Annotated in this window: 25 protein-coding genes; 18 read left to right on the top strand and 7 right to left on the bottom strand. The window is 59.7% G+C overall.

All coding sequences use genetic code 11. The features are described 5' to 3' along the window. The first annotated feature begins 141 nt into the window (after nucleotides 1–141). From rutA to rutG, 7 genes are read left to right on the top strand one after another with little or no spacing between them, the layout of a single operon-like run. Complete coding sequence (rutA, locus tag R0140_RS17870; RefSeq protein WP_004204507.1) at nucleotides 142–1233, top strand: pyrimidine utilization protein A; 1092 nt, start codon at nucleotides 142–144, stop codon at nucleotides 1231–1233. Beyond that, a complete protein-coding gene (gene rutB / locus R0140_RS17875; RefSeq protein ID WP_008805941.1) occupies nucleotides 1233–1943 on the top strand; it encodes a pyrimidine utilization protein B in 711 nt (236 codons plus the stop codon). Before rutA ends, rutB begins: the two co-directional genes overlap by 1 nt. After that, a complete protein-coding gene (gene rutC, locus R0140_RS17880) occupies nucleotides 1936–2328 on the top strand; it encodes a pyrimidine utilization protein C (RefSeq protein WP_004204505.1) in 393 nt (130 codons plus the stop codon). The genes rutB and rutC overlap by 8 nt, the downstream gene beginning before the upstream one ends. Next, nucleotides 2325–3125 (top strand): pyrimidine utilization protein D, encoded by an 801-nt coding sequence (gene rutD / locus R0140_RS17885; protein WP_012968590.1) that lies wholly within the window; start codon nucleotides 2325–2327, stop codon nucleotides 3123–3125. Before rutC ends, rutD begins: the two co-directional genes overlap by 4 nt. Beyond that, a complete protein-coding gene (locus R0140_RS17890; RefSeq protein ID WP_008805939.1) occupies nucleotides 3125–3715 on the top strand; it encodes a malonic semialdehyde reductase in 591 nt (196 codons plus the stop codon). The genes rutD and R0140_RS17890 overlap by 1 nt, the downstream gene beginning before the upstream one ends. 10 nt (nucleotides 3716–3725) lie before the next feature. After that, on the top strand, nucleotides 3726–4220 hold the full coding sequence (rutF, locus tag R0140_RS17895; protein WP_012968592.1) for an NADH-dependent FMN reductase RutF: 495 nt from the start codon (nucleotides 3726–3728) through the stop codon (nucleotides 4218–4220). Between the two features lie 21 nt (nucleotides 4221–4241). After that, nucleotides 4242–5564, top strand: a complete 1323-nt coding sequence (gene rutG, locus R0140_RS17900; RefSeq protein ID WP_008805937.1) for a pyrimidine utilization transport protein G — start codon at nucleotides 4242–4244, stop codon at nucleotides 5562–5564. A gap of 685 nt (nucleotides 5565–6249) precedes the next feature. Here the strand turns inward: rutG and R0140_RS17905 are convergent. Together R0140_RS17905 and R0140_RS17910 are read right to left on the bottom strand one after the other, a co-directional pair. Further along, the gene (locus R0140_RS17905) at nucleotides 6250–7188 is read right to left on the bottom strand and encodes a DMT family transporter (RefSeq protein WP_008805936.1); all 939 of its coding nucleotides are present in this window, start codon (nucleotides 7186–7188) and stop codon (nucleotides 6250–6252) included. Between the two features lie 162 nt (nucleotides 7189–7350). Further along, nucleotides 7351–7524, bottom strand: a complete 174-nt coding sequence (locus tag R0140_RS17910) for a con-10 family general stress protein (protein WP_002898708.1) — start codon at nucleotides 7522–7524, stop codon at nucleotides 7351–7353. Nucleotides 7525–7641: 117 nt separating this feature from the next. Here R0140_RS17910 and R0140_RS17915 point away from each other — a divergent pair, with 117 nt between their 5' ends. The 3 genes from R0140_RS17915 (at nucleotide 7642) to R0140_RS17925 (ending at nucleotide 8805) form a co-directional block, all read left to right on the top strand. Next, entirely contained in the window at nucleotides 7642–7743 is a 102-nt protein-coding gene (locus tag R0140_RS17915; protein ID WP_224224868.1) for a hypothetical protein, read from the top strand. 217 nt (nucleotides 7744–7960) lie between these two features. Next, nucleotides 7961–8557: an NAD(P)H:quinone oxidoreductase gene (gene wrbA / locus R0140_RS17920; protein ID WP_008805935.1), complete on the top strand. Its 597-nt coding sequence runs from the start codon at nucleotides 7961–7963 to the stop codon at nucleotides 8555–8557. 20 nt (nucleotides 8558–8577) lie between these two features. Beyond that, nucleotides 8578–8805, top strand: coding sequence for a YccJ family protein (locus R0140_RS17925; RefSeq protein ID WP_008805934.1), 228 nt, complete (start codon nucleotides 8578–8580; stop codon nucleotides 8803–8805). 67 nt (nucleotides 8806–8872) lie between these two features. On the opposite strand, the gene agp is transcribed toward R0140_RS17925, so the two are convergent. Continuing rightward, nucleotides 8873–10120 (bottom strand): bifunctional glucose-1-phosphatase/inositol phosphatase, encoded by a 1248-nt coding sequence (gene agp / locus R0140_RS17930; RefSeq protein ID WP_012968594.1) that lies wholly within the window; start codon nucleotides 10118–10120, stop codon nucleotides 8873–8875. A 152-nt stretch (nucleotides 10121–10272) separates the two neighbouring features. Between agp and R0140_RS17935 the strand changes: the two genes are divergently transcribed. Together R0140_RS17935 and R0140_RS17940 are read left to right on the top strand one after the other, a co-directional pair. Then, on the top strand, nucleotides 10273–10722 hold the full coding sequence (locus tag R0140_RS17935; protein ID WP_012542276.1) for a winged helix-turn-helix transcriptional regulator: 450 nt from the start codon (nucleotides 10273–10275) through the stop codon (nucleotides 10720–10722). 115 nt (nucleotides 10723–10837) lie between these two features. Then, nucleotides 10838–11626, top strand: a complete 789-nt coding sequence (locus R0140_RS17940; RefSeq protein WP_008805931.1) for an SDR family NAD(P)-dependent oxidoreductase — start codon at nucleotides 10838–10840, stop codon at nucleotides 11624–11626. A 20-nt stretch (nucleotides 11627–11646) separates the two neighbouring features. Here R0140_RS17940 and R0140_RS17945 read toward each other — a convergent pair whose 3' ends face one another. After that, nucleotides 11647–11868, bottom strand: coding sequence for a hypothetical protein (locus R0140_RS17945; protein WP_023297351.1), 222 nt, complete (start codon nucleotides 11866–11868; stop codon nucleotides 11647–11649). 256 nt (nucleotides 11869–12124) lie between these two features. Between R0140_RS17945 and R0140_RS17950 the strand changes: the two genes are divergently transcribed. Continuing rightward, nucleotides 12125–12247, top strand: a complete 123-nt coding sequence (locus R0140_RS17950; protein ID WP_002898600.1) for a small membrane protein — start codon at nucleotides 12125–12127, stop codon at nucleotides 12245–12247. A 119-nt stretch (nucleotides 12248–12366) separates the two neighbouring features. Here the strand turns inward: R0140_RS17950 and R0140_RS17955 are convergent, their stop codons facing one another. Together R0140_RS17955 and R0140_RS17960 are read right to left on the bottom strand one after the other, a co-directional pair. Then, nucleotides 12367–13758, bottom strand: a complete 1392-nt coding sequence (locus R0140_RS17955) for an APC family permease (protein ID WP_008805929.1) — start codon at nucleotides 13756–13758, stop codon at nucleotides 12367–12369. A gap of 353 nt (nucleotides 13759–14111) precedes the next feature. Further along, nucleotides 14112–15533 carry a glutamine synthetase family protein gene (locus tag R0140_RS17960; RefSeq protein WP_008805927.1) on the bottom strand — a complete coding sequence of 474 codons (1422 nt, stop codon included), beginning with the start codon at nucleotides 15531–15533 and terminating at the stop codon, nucleotides 14112–14114. Nucleotides 15534–15758: 225 nt separating this feature from the next. On the opposite strand from R0140_RS17960, the gene puuD reads away from it, so the two are divergent. From puuD to R0140_RS17980, 4 genes are all read left to right on the top strand, one after another. Beyond that, nucleotides 15759–16511, top strand: a complete 753-nt coding sequence (gene puuD / locus R0140_RS17965; protein WP_162494428.1) for a gamma-glutamyl-gamma-aminobutyrate hydrolase — start codon at nucleotides 15759–15761, stop codon at nucleotides 16509–16511. A gap of 25 nt (nucleotides 16512–16536) precedes the next feature. Then, nucleotides 16537–17094: an HTH-type transcriptional regulator PuuR gene (puuR, locus tag R0140_RS17970; protein ID WP_002898590.1), complete on the top strand. Its 558-nt coding sequence runs from the start codon at nucleotides 16537–16539 to the stop codon at nucleotides 17092–17094. Between the two features lie 320 nt (nucleotides 17095–17414). Further along, nucleotides 17415–18902 carry an aldehyde dehydrogenase PuuC gene (gene puuC / locus R0140_RS17975; protein ID WP_110184801.1) on the top strand — a complete coding sequence of 496 codons (1488 nt, stop codon included), beginning with the start codon at nucleotides 17415–17417 and terminating at the stop codon, nucleotides 18900–18902. 2 nt (nucleotides 18903–18904) lie between these two features. Further along, nucleotides 18905–20185 carry an NAD(P)/FAD-dependent oxidoreductase gene (locus R0140_RS17980; RefSeq protein ID WP_317703871.1) on the top strand — a complete coding sequence of 427 codons (1281 nt, stop codon included), beginning with the start codon at nucleotides 18905–18907 and terminating at the stop codon, nucleotides 20183–20185. On the opposite strand, the gene R0140_RS17985 is transcribed toward R0140_RS17980, so the two are convergent. After that, complete coding sequence (locus R0140_RS17985; RefSeq protein WP_008805923.1) at nucleotides 20182–21144, bottom strand: LysR substrate-binding domain-containing protein; 963 nt, start codon at nucleotides 21142–21144, stop codon at nucleotides 20182–20184. The two genes, R0140_RS17980 and R0140_RS17985, sit on opposite strands and share 4 nt — an antisense overlap. Nucleotides 21145–21226: 82 nt before the next feature. On the opposite strand from R0140_RS17985, the gene R0140_RS17990 reads away from it, so the two are divergent. Next, nucleotides 21227–22312, top strand: coding sequence for a tartrate dehydrogenase (locus tag R0140_RS17990; RefSeq protein ID WP_012542279.1), 1086 nt, complete (start codon nucleotides 21227–21229; stop codon nucleotides 22310–22312). Nucleotides 22313–22515: the final 203 nt, after the last annotated feature.

Consider the following 22515-nt stretch of genomic DNA (forward strand, 5'->3'; position numbering starts at 1 on the left):
ACTCAAAAGTAACACATTAATAACATTAGCATTTATAAAACTGGCATCGCGTTTGCTTTAGCTCTTCTGCGAGGTGGTCCAGGGAGAGGCAGGATGCCGCACCACCGCAACTCCATCTTCCATGACTGCAGAGAGGTAGGTATGAAAATTGGTGTTTTCGTTCCCATTGGCAACAACGGCTGGCTGATCTCTACTCATGCCCCGCAGTATATGCCGACCTTCGAACTGAATAAGGCTATCGTGCAGAAGGCCGAGCACTACCATTTCGACTTCGCGCTCTCCATGATCAAGCTGCGCGGCTTCGGCGGGAAAACTGAATTCTGGGATCACAACCTGGAGTCCTTCACCCTGATGGCCGGCCTGGCCGCGGTGACCTCGAAGATCCAGATCTACGCCACCGCCGCCACCCTGACGCTGCCGCCGGCGATTGTCGCCCGAATGGCCTCCACTATCGACTCCATCTCCGGCGGCCGGTTTGGCGTCAATCTGGTGACCGGCTGGCAAAAACCGGAATATGACCAGATGGGCATGTGGCCGGGAGATGACTATTTCGCCAGCCGCTATGACTATCTCACCGAATACGTTCAGGTGCTCCGTGACCTGTGGGGCACCGGGCGCAGCGATTTCAAAGGTGATTACTTCACCATGAACGACTGCCGGGTCAGCCCGCGCCCTTCGCAGCCGATGAAGGTGATCTGCGCCGGGCAGAGCGATGCCGGTATGGCCTTCTCCGCCCAGCACGCGGACTACAACTTCTGCTTTGGCAAAGGAGTCAACACGCCAACGGCCTTTGCCCCAACCGCCGCACGCATGATGCAGGCGGCGGAAAAAACCGGCCGCGACGTGGGGTCCTATGTGCTGTTTATGGTGATCGCCGACGAAACCGACGAGGCGGCGCGCGCCAAATGGGAACATTACAAAGCGGGCGCCGATGAAGAGGCGCTGGCGTGGCTCACCGAGCAGAGTCAGAAAGACACCCGCTCCGGCAGCGATACCAACGTGCGCCAGATGGCCGACCCCACCTCGGCGGTCAACATTAACATGGGCACCCTTGTCGGATCGTATGCCAGCGTCGCGCGGATGCTCGATGAAGTGGCGAGCGTGCCCGGCACCGACGGCGTGCTGCTGACCTTTGATGATTTTCTTGCCGGCATCGACGCCTTTGGCGAACGCATTCAGCCGCTGATGCGCTGCCGGGACCACATTGCTCCTGTTACCCGTGAGGTGGCCTGATGATTACCCTTCCCGCTCGCCCGGAATCCCTGACCTTCGCGCCGCAGCAGAGCGCGCTGATTGTGGTCGATATGCAGAATGCCTACGCCAGTCAGGGCGGTTATCTGGATCTCGCCGGCTTTGACGTCTCCGCCACCCGGCCGGTTATCGACAATATTAATACCGCCGTCGCCGCCGCCCGCGCCGCGGGCATGCTGATTATCTGGTTCCAGAATGGCTGGGATGACCAGTATGTTGAAGCTGGCGGCCCGGGCTCGCCGAACTATCACAAATCCAACGCGCTGAAAACGATGCGTCAGCGTCCGGAGCTGCAGGGCAAGCTGCTGGCGAAAGGCGGCTGGGATTATCAGCTGGTGGATGAGCTGACGCCGCAGGAAGGCGATATCGTGTTGCCGAAACCGCGTTACAGCGGCTTCTTTAACACCCCGCTCGACAGCATTTTACGCAGCCGCGGCATACGCCACCTGGTGTTCACCGGGATCGCTACCAACGTCTGCGTCGAATCGACGCTGCGCGATGGCTTCTTTCTCGAATACTTCGGCATCGTGCTGGAGGATGCCACCCATCAGGCCGGCCCGGCCTTCGCCCAGCAGGCGGCGCTGTTCAATATTGAAACCTTTTTCGGCTGGGTCAGCGACGTCGAGAGCTTCTGCCACGCGCTGTCCCCCGCCACCCCGCTGTCTTTAGCCAAGGAGAAACGTTATGCCTAAACAGGTGATTATTCCGCCAGGCACCACCACGCCGATTGCCCCCTTTGTTCCGGGAACGCTCGCCGACGGGGTGGTCTACGTCTCGGGCACCCTGCCGTTTGATAAGCAAAACAATGTGGTGCACATCGGCGACCCAAAGGCGCAAACCCGCCACGTGCTGGAGACCATCAAGAGCGTTATCGAAACGGCGGGCGGGAGTATGGCGGATGTGACTTTCAACAGCATCTTTATCACCGACTGGACAAATTACGCCGCGATTAACGAGGTCTACGCCGAGTTCTTCCCCGGCGATAAACCGGCCCGCTTCTGCATTCAGTGCGGACTGGTGAAGCCTGATGCGCTGGTGGAAATCGCCAGCGTCGCCCATATCGGCACCCCGACATGATGAGGCTCAATATTGCTCCAGCCCCATGGCCCGGCGCGCCGGTGGTGGTCCTCAGCGCCGGTCTGGGCGGCGGCGGCGGCTACTGGCTGGCGCAGCGCGCGGCGCTGGAGGCACAGTATCAGCTGGTGAGTTATGACCATAACGGGACCGGGGAAAACGCCGGCCCGCTGCCCGCCGACTACAGCATGGCGACGATGGCCCAGGAGCTGCTCAGCGCCCTGCAGGCGGCGGGGATCACCCGCTTTGCGCTGGTGGGCCACGCCCTGGGGGCGCTGATTGGCCTGCAGCTGGCGCTCGATCGCCCCGAGGCGGTGAGCGCCCTGGTGCTGGTCAACGGCTGGCTGACGCTGTCGCCACACACCCGCCGCTGCTTCCTGGTGCGCGAGCGTCTACTGCATGCCGGCGGCGCGCAGGCGTGGGTTGAAGCGCAACCGCTGTTTCTCTACCCGGCGGAATGGATGGCCGCGCGCCTGCCGCGCCTCGAAGCGGAAGATGCGCTTGCCATCAGCCATTTTCAGGGCAAAGAGAATCTGCTGAAGCGGCTGCAGGCTCTGAAGCAGGCTGATTTTTCACGCCGTGCGGCGGCCATCGCCTGCCCGACGCTGATTGTCAGCGCCGCTGACGACCTGCTGGTCCCGGCCTCCTGCTCCCGCGTGCTGCAGGCGGCGATCCCCGGCAGCCAGCGTGTGGAGATGCCGTGGGGCGGCCATGCCTGTAACGTCACCGACGCCGATACCTTTAATACCATTTTATGCGACGGGCTGGCCGCTATGCTGCCGGTCGCCAGGGAGATCTAATGAACGATGCGATAAACCACACGGCCTGCGAGACGCTGTTTACCCAGGCCCGGACCCACAACGGCTGGCTCGATAAACCGGTGAGCGACGCGCAACTGCAGGCCATCTGGGACCTGATGAAAATGGGGCCCACCTCCGCCAACTGTTCGCCAGCGCGCATCGTGTTCGTCCGCAGCGCGGAAGGCAAAGAGAAGCTCCGCCCAACGCTCTCCAGCGGCAATCTGCAGAAAACCATGCAGGCGCCGGTGACCGCCATCGTGGCATGGGATAGCGCCTTCTACGACCGGCTGCCGACCCTGTTTCCCCACGGTGACGCCCGCAGCTGGTTTACCTCCAGCCCGCAGCTGGCGGAAGAGACCGCGTTTCGCAACAGCTCGCTGCAGGCGGCGTACCTGATTTTCGCCTGCCGCGCGCTGGGCCTCGACACCGGGCCGATGTCCGGTTTTGACCGGGAAAAAGTCGACGCGGCGTTTTTTGCCGACAACGGCTGGAAAAGCAACCTGCTGGTGAACATCGGCTATGGCGACCCCGGCAAGCTGTATGGTCGCCTGCCGCGTCTGTCCTTTGATGAAGCCTGCCTGCTGGCATAAGGAGTTGGCGATGGAGTTAGCGGACAAAGCGAGTTTTCGTGACGCCATGGCCCACGTCGGCGCCGCGGTTAACATTATTACCACCGATGGCCCGGCGGGCCGGGCGGGGTTCACCGCCAGCGCGGTCTGCAGCGTTACCGACACGCCGCCAACCCTGCTGGTCTGCCTGAACCGCTCGGCCTCGGTGTGGCCGGTGTTCAGCGAACACCACACGCTGTGCGTCAATACCCTGGCGGCCGGACAGGAGGCCCTGTCGACGCTGTTTGGCGGTAAAACGGCAATGGACGAGCGCTTTGCCGCCGCCGACTGGCAGACCGGCGCCACCGGCTGTCCGCGGCTGGAGGCGGCGCTGGTCAGCTTTGACTGCCGCATCGACCAGCGCGTCAGCGTCGGGACGCACGACATTCTGTTTTGTCACGTCGTGGCCATTACCCGTCACCCGGAGCCCCGGGGACTGATGTGGTTTGACCGCGGTTATCACACGCTTATGCGACCCGCTTGTTAACCTTTAACCCGGGATATCATCATGGCACTCTTCGATTTTCCTCGCTGGAAGTTGACCTCCCCCGCCGCTGAGTCCGGCGTTGTCGCCCCCGATGAACGCTTATCGGCCGGACAAACGCTGGTGATGGGCGTGCAGCACGCCGTTGCGATGTTCGGTGCGACGGTGCTGATGCCGTTGTTGATGGGGCTCGACCCCAACCTGTCGATTCTGATGTCGGGCGTCGGCACTCTGCTGTTCTTTGTCGTCACCGGCGGACGGGTGCCGAGCTATCTCGGCTCCAGCGCCGCTTTTGTCGGGGTGGTGATCGCCATTACCGGCTTTAACGGCCAGGGGCTGAACCCTCATCTGAGCGTCGCCCTTGGCGGGATCATCGCCTGCGGGCTGGTTTACACCCTGATTGGTCTGGTGGTGATGAAGATCGGCACCCGCTGGATCGAGCGCCTGATGCCGCCGGTGGTGACCGGCGCGGTGGTGATGGCAATCGGCCTGAACCTGGCGCCGATTGCCGTGCGCAGCGTCTCCGCCAGCGCCTTCGACAGCTGGATGGCGGTGTTGACCGTGCTCTGCATCGGCATAGTCGCGGTATTTACCCGCGGGATGCTGCAGCGTCTGCTGATCCTGGTCGGCCTGATCGTTGCCTGCGCACTGTACGCCCTGCTGGCTAACGGCTTTGGCCTTGGCAAACCGCTGGACTTCTCCCCCCTCGCCCAGGCGGCGTGGTTCGGGCTGCCGCACTTTACCACCCCATCCTTTAACGGTCAGGCGATGATGTTGATTGCGCCGGTCGCGGTGATCCTGGTGGCCGAGAACCTCGGGCACCTGAAGGCCGTCGCCGGGATGACCGGGCGCAATATGGACCCGTACATGGGGCGCGCCTTCGTCGGCGACGGGCTGGCGACCATGCTCTCCGGCTCGGTGGGCGGCAGCGGGGTCACGACCTATGCGGAGAACATTGGCGTCATGGCGGTGACCAAGGTTTATTCGACGCTGGTCTTTGTCGCCGCGGCGCTGATCGCGATGCTGCTCGGCTTCTCGCCGAAGTTTGGCGCATTAATCCACACCATTCCCGGGCCGGTGATCGGCGGCGCCTCGATCGTGGTCTTTGGCCTGATCGCGGTCGCCGGGGCGCGGATCTGGGTGCAAAACCGCGTCGACCTCAGCCAGAACAGCAATTTGATCATGGTGTCGGTGACCCTGGTGCTGGGCGCCGGCGATTTCGCGCTGTCGCTGGGCGGCTTTACGCTGGGCGGAATTGGTACGGCCACCTTCGGGGCGATCCTGCTGCACGCGCTGCTTCATCGCGGGACGCGCGAGGCGAAGGAGGCCAGGGTAACGCCGGTGTAAGCCACATTAGCGCGGTGTTGGCGCGTGGGCCTGGGTGGTGTGAGCCTGTAGGCCGGATAAGGCATTTATGCCGCCATCCGGCACCGCCGCAGGTACGGAGCCTGACCGCCCGGCGGCGCTGCGCTGGCGTGGGCCGACTGACCGTCAGGGCTGGATAATTTGATACGGTTATCGGTTTGCAACGGTTTCGCCCCGGAGAAACGGTTGTTCTGTGTTATTTCCGGGCAGATGGCGCTCCCGATAGGTCTTCTGCGTTATGTCTCTTATGGCGCAGGGAGCGCACAGGGGGCGGCCAGTCGCCGCCGCCCCCTGTACCCCCGGGCTCCGGCCAGCAAAATCGCCACTGCGTGGTGCCTTCGACTTATCCCTGCAGGCTTCGGGTCGGGCCGAGGCAGCGTCCGTGCAAAACACGGCCCTCAGCCCGCATCCATGCGGGCTGCCCCGGCCTTCCGGGAACGTCTCAGCGATTTTGAGGCCGCCAACAACGGCAGTTTCAGCAGCCCCTACGCCAGCGGTGAGTTGGGGTTGTAGGCCGGGTAAGGCGCAGCCGCCACCCGGCATAAAAGCGACGCCGTGCCTGATGCCATCGCCCGGCGGCGCTACGCTGGCGCGGGCCTGGAGACAATCAGAGCCGGACGAGTAGGCCAGCCAGGATAAGCGCCGCTGTAGGATCAGAAGCGTAAAATTATGGCTCGCGGCGATCGGCCAGGTCCGTGAGCGGCTGCGCATCGTCGTTTGTGGAAACCTGCGGCGGCGACTTGCGCTTCCACTTCAGCTCGCTCACCAGCACCCCTGCGAGGATCAAGACGCAGCCGAGCAGAGCCAGCAGCGGCAGACGCTCACCGGCCAGCCGGCCAAAAATACCGGCCCATACCGGTTCACCAGTATAGATAAGGGTGGCCCGCGTCGGCGAGACGCTGCGCTGCGCCCAGTTCATGGTAACCTGAATGATCGCGCTGAAAATCCCCAGCCCCAGCGCGACGCCGAGCAGGGCCGGCGTCAACGGCGGAACCGCCTCACCGGCCGGCTTCATGGCGGCGAAAGCCACCAGCGACGCGGTCGCCAGCTGCACGACCGTCACCCGGCGGACATCGACTTTCCCGGCCCAGGCGCTGATAAGGATAATCTCCGCCGCGATCGCCAGCGCGCTCGCCAGAGTAATCATCTCCCCCACGCCAAGCGCCAGCAGATTATTTTCCGGCCCGGCCAGCAGGATCAAACCGATAAACGCCAGCACAATCCCCACGCAGGACATCACCCCCGGCATACGGCCCAGGCACAGCCACTGCAGCAGCGGTACCAGCGGCACATACATCGCCGTGATAAACGCAGACTTACTGCTGGAGATCGACTGCAGTCCCCAGGTCTGCAGGCCATACCCCAGCGCAATCGCCACGCCAATCGCCACCCCCGCCTTCACCTCCAGCCACGTCAGCCCCCGCAGGGTGCGCAGCGAGAGCAGGCCCACCGCCAGCGCGGCGGTCGCGAAACGCAGACCGACAAAAAACAGCGGCCCGCTGAGGCTCACCGCATACTGCACGGCAAGGAACGTCCCTCCCCAGAACATGGTGATCATGATGAGGAGCGCTTCCTGGCGGGTAATGGAGAATTTTAACGAAGACATAAGACAGCCATGACGATTAACGGGCGACCAGTGTGCAATCCGCCCGGCGGGAGCGCAACCACCGACAGATAAAAAAACCGCCGGCAGATGCCGGCGGCGAGGGCGATGCGGTTGGGTCGGGGAGATTAACACCGCATCAAAGAGAACAGTGCGAGTCGCGCGTTAACTTTCACGACTACCGTGACTGTTTTTACCCCCTTTTTTGCCAGCCTCTGAGGCGCGCTGAGGGTCATTTTTAAAATTCCCCCCGCTATGCTGGCCACCTTTACGTCCTGCTTCTGATGCTCTTTCACGGTCTTCAGCAAAGTTGCCAGAACCGCCACGATGGTTTGCCATTACTGACCTCCATTAGGTTAGACATCATAGTGCATTACGCGGGAGCGGCGACGCCGCTGTCTTACCGCGTATCTATAAGGTTAGTGAATGACTGCCGCTGACGGCGGCAAATGAAATATCCAGAAACAAACCCGGGCGAAAAAAGCCCCCTCGCGGCGCGTACGGGTTCTAACCTGCTCTGCTGGCGGAGAAAAAATAGTCGGCAAAAATGTATCCTGATGCTACACCCTTGCCACACCGGCCAAAATAGCAGGCACAACGCTTCCTCCTTCTCTCCCTTTCAGGCCGCGCGGTGCAAGGAAAAGTAAATAATGCTTTGTCATTTTGTTATAAATCAAATAAATGCCCGTTGGATTTGCACTCTCCGGCGGAGGCTTTATCTTTAAAGGTAACCAGCCATTTGGCTGGCTTATAACGCAACCGAGGAGTGATGGAAATGGCTAAAATTCTGGTGCTTTATTATTCCATGTATGGACACATTGAAACCATGGCTCACGCCGTCGCCGATGGGGCAAACCGGGTGGATGGCGTTGAGGTGGTTGTGAAGCGCGTGCCGGAAACCATGCAGGCTGAAGCATTTGCCAAAGCAGGCGGGAAAACGCAAAACGCGCCCGTCGCCACGCCGCAGGAGCTGGCAGAGTATGACGCCATCATCTTTGGTACCCCAACTCGTTTCGGCAACATGTCCGGTCAGATGCGCACCTTCCTCGATCAAACCGGCGGTCTGTGGGCGTCCGGCGCCCTGTACGGCAAGATCGCCAGCGTATTCAGCTCAACCGGCACCGGCGGCGGACAGGAACAAACCATTACCTCGACCTGGACGACGCTGGCCCACCACGGCATGATCATCGTCCCGATCGGCTACGGCGCCCAGGAGCTGTTTGATATTTCCCAGGTCCGCGGCGGTACCCCTTATGGCGCGACCACCATCGCCGGCGGAGACGGCTCGCGTCAGCCGAGCGAGGAAGAGTTAGCCATCGCCCGCTATCAGGGCGAACATGTCGCCAAACTGGCCGTTAAAGTCCACGGCTAATCTTCTGCAGGAGGAGTAACATGCCAACTCAAGAAGCAAAAGCACATCGCGTCGGCGAATGGGCAAGTTTACGTAACACCTCGCCGGAGATCGCCGAGGCGATTTTCGAAGTCGCCCACTACGATGAAAAACTGGCGGAGCAAATCTGGGAGGAAGGCAGCGACGAAGTGCTGGCGCTGGCCTTTGCCAAAACCGATAAAGATGCGCTGTTCTGGGGTGAACAGACCATTGAGCGTAAAAACGTCTAGGACGTTTATTTCCGCCAGGTCTCGCCCTAACCTGCTAAAAAACCCGGATTGCTCCGGGTTTTTTACATTATTTCGCCGCCTCGTTGATCACCTTTTTAAAGGTCTCCAGCGGACAGAATCCCTGATCGTCAACCGGGCAGCCGTTAAGCGCCAGGGTGACCCGCTGCGGCGGGGCCTGCAGGGTTAACGCGTCGGCGTTACGCAGCTGTTCAGTACTTTGATAGACATACTCAATCTTCATCAGATCGCGATTACCGGCGCTGTCATGCCAGCGCTGAAACAGCAGTTTGCCGCCAATGGGCGTGCGCTCGTACTGGCCAGGTAGTTGATAAGGCTTAAAGTCCAGGGCCGTCAGCAGCGAGGCGATATTCGAGTCGTGCCCCACCAGCAGCGTGACTTTCGCCTTGTTGGCCTCCTCGCCCACCAGCGCGTTATCGATATATTTAACCAGCGGTTTGGCGACGTTTTGTGCCACCGCTACCGAGGTAAACAGACTATCCTGGTAGCCGTTCTTCAGCTTCGACAGCACCTGCCATTGCTTATCGCTGGTGATTTCCCCCCACGCCACCTGGTCTTTCGGGAAACCTTCATAATATTGCAGGGTGAAGGCGTCCACCAGCGAGTTGCCCACCTTCAGCGGACCGGAAACCCCCGGCTCCTGTTGATAACCGGCGCTAAAGGTATCTTTACCCTCGCTCAGCGAGCAGACCTGCTTCTCTTTGCAGGAGGGCGAGTTGCGGTAATCGATCATCGTCTCCAGCAGCTTATAGCTCTCGGTCAGTTGCATCCCCTGACGCTCTTTTTCCATCGCCTGCAGCGCTTTCTCGCGAAACGCGGGGGAGTCGTCGGTAATAACCGGGTTGAAGGTCGGGTCCATGGTGCCCATCTGCGGCTGATGGTGCACCGTGATACCGCAGCCCGGGAACGCGCCGGTGATAAAGAACTGCGCGGTGGCGACGGTGCGCTGCAGGCTGTTGGCATAGGCGTAAACCGCGTTTTCCGGCGGGCACTCACCGCCGGTCACCAGCTTCTGCTGCGCCAGCCATTCGCGCATATAGTGGCCCATATACACCTCCAGCACGCCGCCTTTGGTGGTCAGCTGGCCGCCCGGCACATCCCACTGCGGCCAGGCCTTGGCGGTGGACTGCTCGAGCACGCTGCCGTTATTGGCCAGCGGCGCACGCAGGTTGTGACGGCTCATGATCAGCACCTGCTGCAGCTGATACCCCTCCGGGGCGGCCGAGTCCTGCGCCTGAGCGCCAGCGGATAACATCACCGCGCCGGCAACGGCGGCGGCAAGTAGACGTTTTTTCATCCCTTCATCCTTAGTCGTTTATTATCATCGCGTTAATTGTGACGGATTTATGACATTTTTCCTGGTAATCGCTCGCAAACTTAGACCGTAGCCGAAAATTTCCCCTGCCGGGCAAAGAGTTTTATAATGAAACAATTAACCTGGAGGCTTTCGTGAAACGTACCCGTCTGGAAAACAGCTGTTGCCCTATCGCCCGCTCCCTCGATGTTATCGGCGACTGGTGGTCGCTGCTGATCGTCCGCGATGCTCTACGCGGGGTGCGCCGGTTTAGCGAATTCCAGAAAAACCTCGGTATTGCCAAAAACATGCTCGCCGGGCGGCTGAAAATGCTGGTGGATGAAGGCATCCTGCGCCTGCAGCCGGCCTCCGATGGCAGCGCCTGGCAGGAGTATGTCCTGACCGACAAGGGCCGTGCCCTGCAGACGGTGCTGGTCGCCCTCTCCCAGTGGGCAGACGACTATCTGTTCGAGCCCGACGAACCGGCGACCCGGCTCATTGACCGTCAGCAGCGCCAGCCCCTGCGTAAGCTGGTCCTGCAGGCGGCGGATGGCCGTGAGCTGGCCCCGGCAGACATCACCATCGCTATTCCGCTGAACGACTAAACGCTGCCCGCGGCAGGCAAAAATGAAAAAGTCCGGACAAAATGGTTGCATTATTAAACCTAATATCTCATGCTGAATTTGGTTTAATAATGCAACCTTTTACGAGGCAATTCTCATGACCCAACCATCGCACACTGCTTTTATCACTGGCGCGTCCTCAGGTATCGGCGCGATCTATGCCGAACGACTCGCCGCCCGCGGCTACAACCTGATCCTCGCCGCCCGTCGTGAAGACCGGCTGCTGGCGCTCGCCGACCAGCTGCAGGCGCGCTACGCCATCCAGGCCAGCATCCTCAAAGCCGATCTTAGCGAAGAGCACGGGATTGCCGCCGTAGAGCAGCGTCTGCAGCAGGATCCCGCCATCGACCTGTTCATTAACAACGCCGGCACCGCGAAAATGGCGGGTTTTCTCGCCAGTACGCCGCGGGAGCACCAGGCGATTCATACGCTCAATACCACGGCGCTGCTGCGCCTGAGCTATGCCGCGCTGGCCGCTTTCATCCCACGACGCCGGGGAACGCTCATTAATATTGCCTCCATCCTCGCGCTACATACGCTGCCAGGTAGCGCGGTCTACAGCGCCAGTAAAGCCTGGGTGTTGAGCTTCACCCGCGGTCTGCAGGATGAGTTTGCCGACAGCGGCGTGCGTATTCAGGCGGTATTGCCGGCGGCGACCGCCACCGATCTCTGGCCGACCTCCGGCGTGGCGTTGAACGCCCTGCCCACCGGCACGGTGATGACCACAGAGGATCTGGTGGACGCCGCTCTCAGGGGGCTGGAGATGGGGGAACAGGTCACCTTACCACCGGTTCATGACCTGGGACTATGGGAGGCTTTTGAGCAGTCCAGACTGGCGCTGTTTACCAGCGCACGAACCGGACAGCCTGCGCCGCGGTATCGCTAAGCGGCACCTTGCGGCGGGCATTACTCCGGTAGCGGAACCGCCGTCAGGGTACAAATGGCCTCGTGCTCGCCGCCGCGGCGATCGATGATCACCACCTTATCGCCCGCTTTTTTGCCTTCACACGGCTTGAGGACCTGCTCCACGATCTGCTCGCGGCTCGCCTGACGTTCACTTTCAGCCTGGCTGGCAAAGGCAGACAGCGCCAGCACCACGCCCAGCAGGCTGAGGGATTTCTTATACATGACTGACTCTCAGATCGTTCTTATTCGCGGTCAGCGTAACCCGCTGTACGCCGCACTTCTGTAAAATCACTTAACGGAGTGTTACATCCTTTCAGGTGAAACCCGGGCGGTCACATTCCTGCGGGAAATATTTTATCACAACCCCGCCGCCGGATATTCTCGCGATGAGGCGTCATCTTTCAGACATATCCCGATGTTATCTTCAAACAGAGCCCTGTATCTTTTTCCCTTTCTAAACAGAATATTAGGTTGGTCTATGTCGGGTCTTATTCTCTTTATCGTCGCGGTGGCGCTGCTGGGCGTCGCCATCTACAGCCTGGTGTCGTACCTCAAAGAGCGGCGCGCCAGTCAGTTACCTGTCCATAAAAAGAAGAAATAATACCTTCCGTTCCCCGCCGTTTTCTGCTGATTTCTTTACCGTCCTGTACTGTCCCTTACCGAACCAAAAACCAAGGCAGGCCTGTGGGCCTGCCTTGGTTCAATCGCAGCATCAAACGTTTATGACTCCCAGGCCTGCTCCGCTTTGGTGGCATCGAACTGCGGCGGCGGTTTACGGAAGCGTCGGGTCAGGTAAGCCAGGTACAGCAGGCCAAGCGCCGCCCACACCAGGCCGAGCGTTAGCGAGGTGGCCTCGAGGTTGATCCACAGCACGCCCACCGTCAACGCGCCGACCATCGGCAACAGCAGATAGTGCAGCCGATCCTTCCAGGTTTTGTTATACCCCTTGCGCCGCCAGAAGTGGTTGAACACCGACAGATTTACGAAGGTGAACGCCACCAGCGCGCCGAAGTTGATCAACGCCGTGGCGGTCACCAGGTCGAAGAACAGCGCCGACAGCGCGACAATACCCACCATAATCACGTTCAGCGCCGGGGTACGCCATTTCGGATGCACATAGCCAAAAATGCGCTCCGGGAAGACGTTGTCGCGGCCCATCACGTACAGCAGACGGGAGACGCTGGCATGCGAGGCCAGGCCCGATGCCAGGGTGTTAACAAAGGTGGTGCAGAGGAAAATCGACTGGAACAGCTTGCCGCCCACGTACAGCGCAATCTCCGGCAGCGCGGCATCGGGGTCTTTAAAGCGATGAATATCCGGGAAGAACAGCTGCATAAAGAACGACGCGACGATGAAAATAATGCCGCCGTACATCGCAGTAAGAAAAATCGCTTTCGGGATCACCCGTGCGGCGTCAGGGGTCTCTTCCGACAGCGTGGTCACCGCGTCGAAGCCGAGAAACGAGAAGCAGACAATCGTCGCGCCGGTAATAATCGGGATCAGATGCGCATTCTGGCTGATAAACGGCTGCAGCGACCAGACGGTCCCCACCCCCTCGCCTTTGTGCAGCCCCTGCACCACCAGAATGACAAACACCACCATGATCGAAATCTGCACGAGCACGAACAGGGTGTTGAAGTTGGCCACCAGGTTAACGCTTTTCAGGTTCGCGGCGGTCAGAATGGCGACAAAGGTGACCACCCACACCCATGGCGGCACCTCCGGGAACAGCGCCGAGAGATAGATCTTCGCCAGCAGGACGTTGATCATCGGCAGAAACAGATAATCGAGCAGCGACGACCAGCCGACCATAAAACCGACGTGCGGACTGATGGATTTTTGCGCGTAGGTATAGGCGGAACCGGCTTCCGGGAACTGACGCACCAGTTTGCCGTAGCTGATGGCGGTGAACAGCACCCCGGCCAGCGCCAACAGATAAGACGCCGGTACGTGGCCATTGCTGATGCCGGAGACGATGCCGAAGGTATCAAACACCGTCATCGGCGTCAGATAGGCCAGCCCCATCATCACCACTTGCCAGAGTTTGAGGGATTTACGCAGGCGTGGTCTGCCCGCCTGAGCGGCGTTATGCGCAGGAAGATTAATAGCCATCGCCCATTCCCCCCTTGCTGTTAACAGTTTGCGGGCCCAACGTCCGCGTGACAAACCTGCTTAGCAAAGGGGTAAGGCATAGATAAAAGGGTAAGACGGACCGGTAAGCGGTAGCTGGCTGGCATTCCATGCGGCCTGAGCGGCCTCCCTCTCCCTGCGGATATTTGAACATCTGCATCATCTCATTTCCTCGTCACACACTGTGTCGTTAACTGAAGCCCCGTTGCCGCCTGCGCTCCTTAACGCGACATCCGGGAAATGGCTGGGCTCCCAGCAAAAAGGACGACCAGGCTCCGCTCAGGCCGTATGATGCTACTGATTACCAAACTCATGGGCCCCTCGCGGGGCGACCATCAGGCGTTTTTCAACATCCACTCAATTTCGGTTTCTGTGATAAGACGCTCAAACTGCAGTAATTCATCATGCTTACAGGCATGGAAAACGTGGCAGAAACGCTCACCGAGGCGCTCGCGCAGATGATCGTTCTGCATAAACTCCCACAGCGCATCGCTCTGGCGGATCGGGAACGGCAGGCCCTCTTGTTCCAGACCGTTACCTTCCACCTCTTCCTGCAAAGGCAGCTGGGGGTTATCCAGCCCGTGCAGAATGCCGGCAAAAATCGCCGCCATCACCAGATACGGGTTGGCGTCCGCCCCCGCCACGCGATACTCCACGCGGTGGTTCTGCCGCTCGCCGCACGGAATACGCAAGGCCACGGTGCGGTTGTTATGCCCCCACGAAGCCTGCGTCGGGACGTACATCCCCGGCTGGAAGCGGCGATACGAGTTCACGTTCGGCGCCAGCAGCGCCATCGAGGCCGGCATCAGATCGATCATCCCGGCCAGCGCGCGTTTGAGCAGCACAGAGTCTTCCCCGTCGCCGTCCACCAGCACGTTTTCCCCTTTATTGTTCAGCATGCTGATGTGGATGTGCATCCCGCTGCCCGCATGCTCTTCATAAGGCTTCGCCATAAAAGTGGCGTGCATCTTATGCTTCTCCGCCATTAAACGCACGAGACGTTTTAACGCCAGCGCATCATCGCAGGCATCCAGCACGTTATCGGTATGGTGAAGGTTGATTTCAAACTGGCCCGGCGAGGCTTCCGCCACCGCGCCGTCGGCGGGGATCAGCTGCAGTTTGGCCAGCTCGTCGATGTCATAAAGCACGTCGGCAAAGTGGTTCAGGTTATCGACGGAGTAGACCTGGCTTTGGGTGTTGCGATCGTCGGTGCCCGGCGCGCACGGCGGCTGGAGGTAGCCTTCGGCGTCGCGTTTGCGGTCCAGTAAATAGAACTCCAGCTCTACCGCTACCACGGGGAACAGCCCGCGCTGGCGCAACTGCTGCCAGAGGCGGTTGAGTACGTTCCGCGGCTCAACGTCAAAGGGAGCGCCATCTTCATCAACCATGGTCAGCTGTACCTGGGCTATCGATTGTGGGTCAGCCGCCGAAGGCGTTAAGGTGCCGGGTACCGGAATGCAGCTGCGATCCGGTTCGCCCATATCCTGACCCAGGCCGGCCTCTTCCACCACATTGCCAAGAATATCCATTGCAAACACCGAGGCCGGGAAATAACAGCCTTTCTCCAGTTTGCTCAGGCCGGCAACCGGAATGCGCTTGCCGCGGAAGCAGCCGTTCAGGTCGGTAAGGAGGACATCGACATACTGGGTATCGGGGTAGGTTTCGAGGTAGCGCTTCACTTCTTTCGCGAACGCGCTGACCCGTCTCTCTTCCGTCTGCTGAACAAAGTTCTCAACTTCTACGATATTGGTTTCCATGATTCACCGCCGTTGGTTGGGTTTCGGTCCTGTGCTCAGACCGTTAAATATAATGTCCACCCCATCGACTGTGTATGCAAATAAATTGTTTGTCAAATGTTAAATTAAGTTTGCAAAGGGCTATTTCCACTGCTAGATTGAGAAAATATTGAACGATATGGCCGTTAAACCCGCTATAGCGGTCATAATTTAGTCCACTTTGTGAGGGCGATCATGGAAAATATAATGTACAAGCCAGTTATTGGCGTCGTGATGTGTAGAAACAGGCTTAAGGGTCACCAGACCCAGACTCTGCAAGAAAAGTACCTGAATGCCATTGTTAACCACGGCGGACTGCCGATCGCCCTGCCGCATGCGCTGGCGGAGCCGGAGCTGCTGAACGCGTTAGTCGATAAACTGGACGGGATTTACCTGCCAGGCAGCCCCAGTAATGTGCAGCCGCACCTTTATGGTGAAAACGGCGATGAGCCTGACGCCGACCCCGGGCGTGATCTTCTGAGCATGGCGCTGATTAACGCCGCGCTCGAAAGGCGCATCCCCATTTTCGCCATCTGTCGTGGACTGCAGGAACTGGTTGTCGCCACCGGCGGGACTCTGTATCGTCGTCTGTTCGAGCAGCCTGAGCTCCTTGAACATCGTGAAGATCCTGAACTGCCCGTCGAGCAGCAGTATGCGCCGTCCCATCAGGTTGAGGTTCAGGAAGGAGGATTGCTGTCGCAATTGATACCGGGCTGCAACACGTTTTGGGTAAACTCGCTACATGGGCAAGGGGCAAAAACCCTGAGTCCGCAGCTGCGCGTGGAGGCGCGAGCGCCGGATGGACTGGTGGAAGCGGTCAGCGTGAACGATCATCCTTTCGCGTTGGGCGTACAGTGGCATCCTGAATGGAACAGTAGCGAATACGCCCTGTCGCGTATGTTGTTTGATGGTTTTATCACCGCCTGTCAGGGCCATCATGCTGAAAAGCGGCGGCGCTGACCACTACCGTTAAGGAAATGCAAATATGAGCGATGACGGACTGGCGCCAGGGAAACGTCTGTCAGAGATCCGCCAACAGCTGGGTCTCTCACAGCGTCGTGCCGCCGAACTGTCTGGGTTGACACATAGTGCCATCAGCACCATAGAGCAGGACAAAGTCAGTCCTGCCATCAGTACGCTGCAAAAGCTGCTGAAAGTCTATGGGCTGTCGCTCTCGGAATTCTTTTCTGAACCCGAAAAGCCGGACGAACCCCAGGTGGTCATTAATCAGGATGACCTGATTGAGATGGGAAGTCAGGGCGTTTCCATGAAGCTGGTTCATAACGGAAATCCGAACCGTACGCTGGCGATGATTTTTGAAACTTACCAGCCTGGAACCACGACCGGGGAGAGAATTAAGCATCAGGGTGAGGAGATAGGCACCATACTGGAAGGTGAGATCGTGCTGACCATTAACGGTCAGTCGTATCACCTGGTGGCTGGACAGAGCTATGCCATTAATACCGGCATCCCGCACAGCTTCAGCAACACCTCGGCAGGCATCTGCCGCATCATCAGTGCCCACACCCCCACCACATTCTGATTATTTAGCCTGAACGAGGTTCAGGCTTTCTTCAGGCCTGTCGCGGCGGAAAATCTATTTTCGTCGCGGCGAAGAAATCGTAGTAATTACGCCTGCGCCGTACGGAATATTATTTCCTGTTGGCCCCGAAATAATTAACGCCAGTGAATGGCGACTCGCTCCTGAATAATTCGGGTTGTAAACAACCTGTCGCCATTCAGGGGAATAAAACGGTATTCAACTCCGGGGATACATTATGCCCTGCGCCCGGCGCAGTGCCCCCGTGCAGCCTGAAAACGCCGAACTGATTAATGTGCCGATAATGTTTTTAAGGAGTCATGATGAATTTTCAGCACCTGGCTTACTGGCAGGAAAAAGCGAAAAACCTGGCCATTGAAACGCGCTTATTTATTAACGGCGAATATTGCGCCGCGGCCGATAATACCACCTTTGAAACTATCGACCCTGCCGCGCAGCAGACATTAGCGCAGGTCGCCCGCGGTAAAAAAGCCGACGTCGAACGGGCGGTGAAGGCCGCGCGCCAGGCTTTTGATAACGGCGACTGGTCGCAGGCCTCTCCGGCCCGGCGTAAAGCGGTTCTCACTCGCTTTGCTGACCTGATGGAAACCCATTGTGAAGAGCTGGCGCTGTTGGAAACGCTGGATACCGGCAAACCGATCCGCCACAGCCTGCGCGATGATATTCCCGGCGCCGCCCGCGCCATTCGCTGGTACGCCGAGGCGCTGGATAAAGTCTATGGCGAAGTCGCGCCCACTGGCGGCAACGAGCTGGCGATGATCGTTCGTGAACCAATTGGCGTGATTGCCGCGGTGGTGCCGTGGAACTTCCCGCTACTGCTGGCCTGCTGGAAACTCGGTCCAGCGCTGGCGGCGGGCAACAGCGTGATCCTCAAACCCTCAGAAAAATCGCCGCTCACCGCCCTGCGTCTGGCCGGGCTGGCGAAAGAGGCCGGCCTGCCGGACGGCGTGTTGAACGTGGTCAGCGGCTTTGGTCACGAGGCCGGGCAGGCGCTGGCCCTGCATCCTGATGTTGAAGTCATTACCTTTACCGGCTCCACCCGCACCGGCAAGCAGCTGCTGAAAGACGCCGGCGACAGCAATATGAAGCGCGTATGGCTGGAAGCGGGCGGCAAGAGCGCCAACATCGTTTTCGCCGACTGCCCGGATCTGCAAAAAGCGGTCAACGCCACCGCCGGCGGCATCTTCTATAACCAGGGCCAGGTGTGTATCGCAGGCACCCGCCTGCTGCTGGAGGAGAGCATCGCCGACGAATTTCTGACATTGCTGAAAGCGCAGGCGCAACACTGGCAGCCGGGTAACCCGCTCGATCCGGACACCACCATGGGCATGTTGATTGATAACGCCCATGCCGACAACGTGCACAGTTTTATCCGCGGTGGCGAAGCCAAAAGCACGCTGTTCCTCGACGGACGGAAAAATCCGTGGCCTGCCGCCGTCGGCCCGACCATTTTCGTTGACGTCGACCCGGCATCGACCCTCAGCCGGGAAGAGATCTTCGGCCCGGTACTGGTGGTCACGCGCTTCAAAAGCGAAGAAGAGGCGCTGCAGCTTGCCAATGACAGTGACTACGGTCTCGGCGCCGCCGTGTGGACCCGCGATCTGTCACGCGCCCACCGCATGAGCCGTCGCCTGAAGGCTGGCTCGGTCTTCGTCAACAACTATAACGATGGTGATATGACCGTTCCGTTCGGCGGCTACAAGCAGAGCGGCAACGGGCGCGATAAATCGCTGCACGCGCTGGAAAAATTCACCGAACTGAAAACCATCTGGATTGCCCTGGAGTCTTGATCATGACTGAACATACCACTAGCTACTACGCCGCCAGCGCCAATAAGTATGAACCGTTCCCGACGCTGGAGGGATCCATCAACTGTGACGTCTGCGTCGTCGGCGGCGGCTACACCGGCCTCTCCTCAGCTCTGCATCTGGCCGAAATGGGCTACGACGTGGTGGTGCTGGAAGGGGCGCGCATCGGCTTCGGCGCCAGCGGCCGTAACGGCGGTCAGCTGGTCAACTCCTATAGCCGCGATATCGACGTCATTGAAAAGAACTACGGCCCGGATGCGGCCAAAATGCTCGGCAGCATGATGTTCGAAGGCGGCGATATTATTCGCGAGCGCATCCAGCGCTACCAGATCCAGTGCGATTACCGCCCGGGCGGCCTGTTCGTGGCGATGAACCATAAACAGCTGGAAACCCTGGAAGAGCAGAAAGCCAACTGGGAGCGCTACGGCAACACCCAACTGGAGCTGCTGGACAGAGAGGCCATTCGTCGCGAAGTGGACAGCGACCGCTACGTCGGCGCCCTGCTTGACCACAGCGGCGGCCATATTCACCCGCTGAACCTCGCCATCGGTGAAGCGGACGCCATTCGCCTGAACGGCGGCCGGGTGTATGAGCAGTCGCCGGTCACCCGCATCCAGCACAGCAGCCCGGCGGTGGTCAGCACCGCGCGCGGCCAGGTCACCGCGCGCTACGTGATCGTCGCCGGTAACGCCTATCTCGGCGACAAGCTTGAGCCGGAGCTGGCGAAACGCAGCATGCCGTGTGGCACCCAGGTGGTCACTACCGCTCCGCTGTCGGAAGAGGTCGCCCGCTCGCTGATCCCGAAAAACTACTGTGTGGAAGATTGTAACTACCTGCTGGACTACTACCGTCTGACCGGCGACAACCGTCTGCTGTACGGCGGCGGCGTGGTCTACGGCGCGCGCGATCCGGACGACGTGGAGCGGCTGATTATGCCGAAGCTGCTGAAAACCTTCCCGCAGCTGCAGGGGGTGAAAATTGACTACCGCTGGACCGGCAACTTCCTGCTGACCCTGTCGCGGATGCCGCAGTTCGGGCGTCTCGATAACAATATTTACTACATGCAGGGCTACAGCGGCCACGGCGTGACCTGTACCCACCTTGCCGGACGCTTGATTTCAGAGCTGCTGCGCGGCGACGCCGAGCGTTTCGACGCCTTCGCCAGACTGCCGCACTACCCGTTCCCGGGCGGCCGCAGCCTGCGCATTCCTTTTACCGCCATGGGCGCCGCCTACTACAGCCTGCGCGACCGCCTTGGGGTTTAATCGCCTCTGCCGACGGCGCTGGCCGTCGGCTCATGCTGCGGATAGTGCTGCTGAAAGTAGTGGCGCAGAAACTCCACGGTGGTGCGAATTTTAGCCGACGTCGCCAGCCGGGAGACATAGACTGCCCAGACGTTGGCAGGCTGAAAGAATTCCGGCAGCACATGCACCAGATGGCCGCTGGCGATATTCTCCCGGACGTCCCACCATGAACGTAACGCAATCCCCTGCCCGTCCAGACACCACTGATGCACAATTTCACCATGGTTGGACGACAGCGGCCCGGTCACCTTGATCGCATGCTGGCCCTCTTTGCTGTGCAACTGCCAGATGCCAAACGGATGATCGCGTTCTTTAATCACCAGGCAGGGTAAGGCGGCCAGATCGCTCAGCTGTTTCGGCGGTGGATGGCGGGCAAGGAATTGCGGCGAGGCGCAGAGCACGCGGTGGTTGGCCGCCAGCTGGCGGGCAATCAGATTCGGCGCGATATCATCGCCCACGCGAATATCGAGATCCACCCCTTCATTGACTAAATCCACCAGCCGGTCCTGGACATCGAAACGCAGTTCCAGCTGCGGGTACTGAAGGGCCAGCGCCGACAGCGCCGGGGCCACCACCCGGCGACCAAAGCCGAAGCTACTGATAATACGCAGCGTTCCCTGCGGCACCTGGCGTACGTCGGAAAGCTCGTCCATCATCTCATCGACATCCTGCAAAATGCGCTGCGCCCATTCGTAGATCCGCTCCCCCTCCTCGGTAATGGTGACCCGGCGGGTGGTCCGGTGCAGCAACACCACATTCAGGGTTTGCTCCAGCAGCGAAACCCGCTTGCTGACGAACGCCGGTGATACGCCAAGCTCTTCGGCGGCGGCGGCGAACCCGGCCCGGCGAGCGACCAGCATAAAGACGCGTAAATCATTTAGCAGCGGCAGATTATTCATGATCTGTGTTTTATGTTTCACCAGTTAGCGTGATTAATTATGAACCAGTCAATTATAGGATAGGCAGGTGGTCAAACATCATCGCTAAAAAGTGAGAACCGGAATGAAAAAAACCTATCGTATTGCCGCCATCCCGGGTGACGGAATTGGCAAAGAAGTTCTGCCTGAAGGGATTCGTGTGCTGCAAGCCGCCGCACAGCGTTGGGATCTGTCATTGAGCTTCGAGCAGATGGAGTGGGCAAGCTGCGAATATTATGCCCATCACGGCAAGATGATGCCGGACGACTGGCGCGAGCAGCTGCAGGGCTTCGATGCCATCTACTTCGGCGCCGTCGGCTGGCCGGATACCGTTCCCGACCACATTTCGCTGTGGGGGTCGCTGCTGAAGTTCCGCCGTGAGTTTGACCAATACGTCAACCTGCGTCCGGTGCGTCTGTTCCCCGGCGTCCCCTGCCCGCTGGCGGGTAAAAAGGCCGGCGATATCGATTTTTACGTGGTGCGCGAAAATACCGAAGGCGAATATTCCGCCCTCGGCGGGCGCGCCAATGAAGGCACCGAGCATGAAGTGGTGATTCAGGAGTCGGTCTTTACCCGCCGCGGCGTGGACCGGATCCTGCGCTACGCCTTCGAACTGGCGCAAAGCCGCCCACGCAAAACGCTAACCTCCGCAACCAAATCCAACGGTCTGGCGATCAGCATGCCCTACTGGGATGAGCGGGTGGAAGAGATGGCCAAAAACTATCCGGATATTCGCTGGGACAAGCAGCATATCGATATCCTGTGCGCCCGCTTCGTGCTGCAGCCGGAGCGTTTTGACGTGGTGGTCGGCTCCAACCTGTTCGGCGATATTCTCTCCGATCTCGGCCCGGCCTGTACCGGCACTATCGGTATTGCACCGTCGGCCAATCTCAATCCGGAGCGCACCTTCCCGTCGCTGTTCGAGCCGGTTCACGGCTCCGCGCCGGATATCTACGGTAAAAATATCGCCAACCCGATCGCCACCATATGGGCCGGGGCGATGATGCTCGATTTCCTCGGCAACGGCGATGAGCGCTATCACGCCGCGCACAACGGCATCCTGGCGGCGATTGAGCAGGTGATTGCCAGCGGGCCGAAAACCCCGGATATGAAAGGCAGCGCGTCAACGCAACAGGTCAGCGACGCTATCTGCAAAGCCATTTTGGCGTAATTACCCCGCCGCTCCCCGGTGGCGCTGCGCTTACCGGGGCTACAAAAGGCACGATAATGTAAAAACACGGCCCTCAGCCCGCATCCCTGCGGGCTGCCCCGACCTGCCGGGAACGTCTCAGCGATGTTGAGGCCGCCAACACTGGCAGTTTCAGCAACAATGCTGAATACATTAAAGGCAGGCCGCACGGACCGTAGCCCGGG

Origin of the sequence: Klebsiella sp. w6 (genome assembly GCF_033100215.1) — a bacterium.
Classification (GTDB): domain Bacteria; phylum Pseudomonadota; class Gammaproteobacteria; order Enterobacterales; family Enterobacteriaceae; genus Klebsiella; species Klebsiella variicola.

Excerpts from the sequence above, each read along its gene's own strand:
- wrbA (WP_008805935.1), top strand. The coding sequence starts at position 7,961 with ATGGCTAAAATTCTGGTGCTTTATTATTCCATGTATGGACACATTGAA.
- rutB (WP_008805941.1), top strand. The coding sequence starts at position 1,233 with ATGATTACCCTTCCCGCTCGCCCGGAATCCCTGACCTTCGCGCCGCAG.
- R0140_RS17980 (WP_317703871.1), top strand. The coding sequence starts at position 18,905 with ATGACTGAACATACCACTAGCTACTACGCCGCCAGCGCCAATAAGTAT.
- puuD (WP_162494428.1), top strand. The coding sequence starts at position 15,759 with ATGTACAAGCCAGTTATTGGCGTCGTGATGTGTAGAAACAGGCTTAAG.
- R0140_RS17945 (WP_023297351.1), bottom strand. The coding sequence starts at position 11,868 with ATGTATAAGAAATCCCTCAGCCTGCTGGGCGTGGTGCTGGCGCTGTCT.
- R0140_RS17905 (WP_008805936.1), bottom strand. The coding sequence starts at position 7,188 with ATGTCTTCGTTAAAATTCTCCATTACCCGCCAGGAAGCGCTCCTCATC.
- rutA (WP_004204507.1), top strand. The coding sequence starts at position 142 with ATGAAAATTGGTGTTTTCGTTCCCATTGGCAACAACGGCTGGCTGATC.
- rutF (WP_012968592.1), top strand. The coding sequence starts at position 3,726 with ATGGAGTTAGCGGACAAAGCGAGTTTTCGTGACGCCATGGCCCACGTC.
- puuR (WP_002898590.1), top strand. The coding sequence starts at position 16,537 with ATGAGCGATGACGGACTGGCGCCAGGGAAACGTCTGTCAGAGATCCGC.
- rutC (WP_004204505.1), top strand. The coding sequence starts at position 1,936 with ATGCCTAAACAGGTGATTATTCCGCCAGGCACCACCACGCCGATTGCC.
- R0140_RS17890 (WP_008805939.1), top strand. The coding sequence starts at position 3,125 with ATGAACGATGCGATAAACCACACGGCCTGCGAGACGCTGTTTACCCAG.
- rutD (WP_012968590.1), top strand. The coding sequence starts at position 2,325 with ATGATGAGGCTCAATATTGCTCCAGCCCCATGGCCCGGCGCGCCGGTG.
- rutG (WP_008805937.1), top strand. The coding sequence starts at position 4,242 with ATGGCACTCTTCGATTTTCCTCGCTGGAAGTTGACCTCCCCCGCCGCT.
- R0140_RS17910 (WP_002898708.1), bottom strand. The coding sequence starts at position 7,524 with ATGGCAAACCATCGTGGCGGTTCTGGCAACTTTGCTGAAGACCGTGAA.
- R0140_RS17955 (WP_008805929.1), bottom strand. The coding sequence starts at position 13,758 with ATGGCTATTAATCTTCCTGCGCATAACGCCGCTCAGGCGGGCAGACCA.
- R0140_RS17925 (WP_008805934.1), top strand. The coding sequence starts at position 8,578 with ATGCCAACTCAAGAAGCAAAAGCACATCGCGTCGGCGAATGGGCAAGT.
- R0140_RS17990 (WP_012542279.1), top strand. The coding sequence starts at position 21,227 with ATGAAAAAAACCTATCGTATTGCCGCCATCCCGGGTGACGGAATTGGC.
- R0140_RS17940 (WP_008805931.1), top strand. The coding sequence starts at position 10,838 with ATGACCCAACCATCGCACACTGCTTTTATCACTGGCGCGTCCTCAGGT.
- agp (WP_012968594.1), bottom strand. The coding sequence starts at position 10,120 with ATGAAAAAACGTCTACTTGCCGCCGCCGTTGCCGGCGCGGTGATGTTA.
- puuC (WP_110184801.1), top strand. The coding sequence starts at position 17,415 with ATGAATTTTCAGCACCTGGCTTACTGGCAGGAAAAAGCGAAAAACCTG.
- R0140_RS17960 (WP_008805927.1), bottom strand. The coding sequence starts at position 15,533 with ATGGAAACCAATATCGTAGAAGTTGAGAACTTTGTTCAGCAGACGGAA.
- R0140_RS17950 (WP_002898600.1), top strand. The coding sequence starts at position 12,125 with ATGTCGGGTCTTATTCTCTTTATCGTCGCGGTGGCGCTGCTGGGCGTC.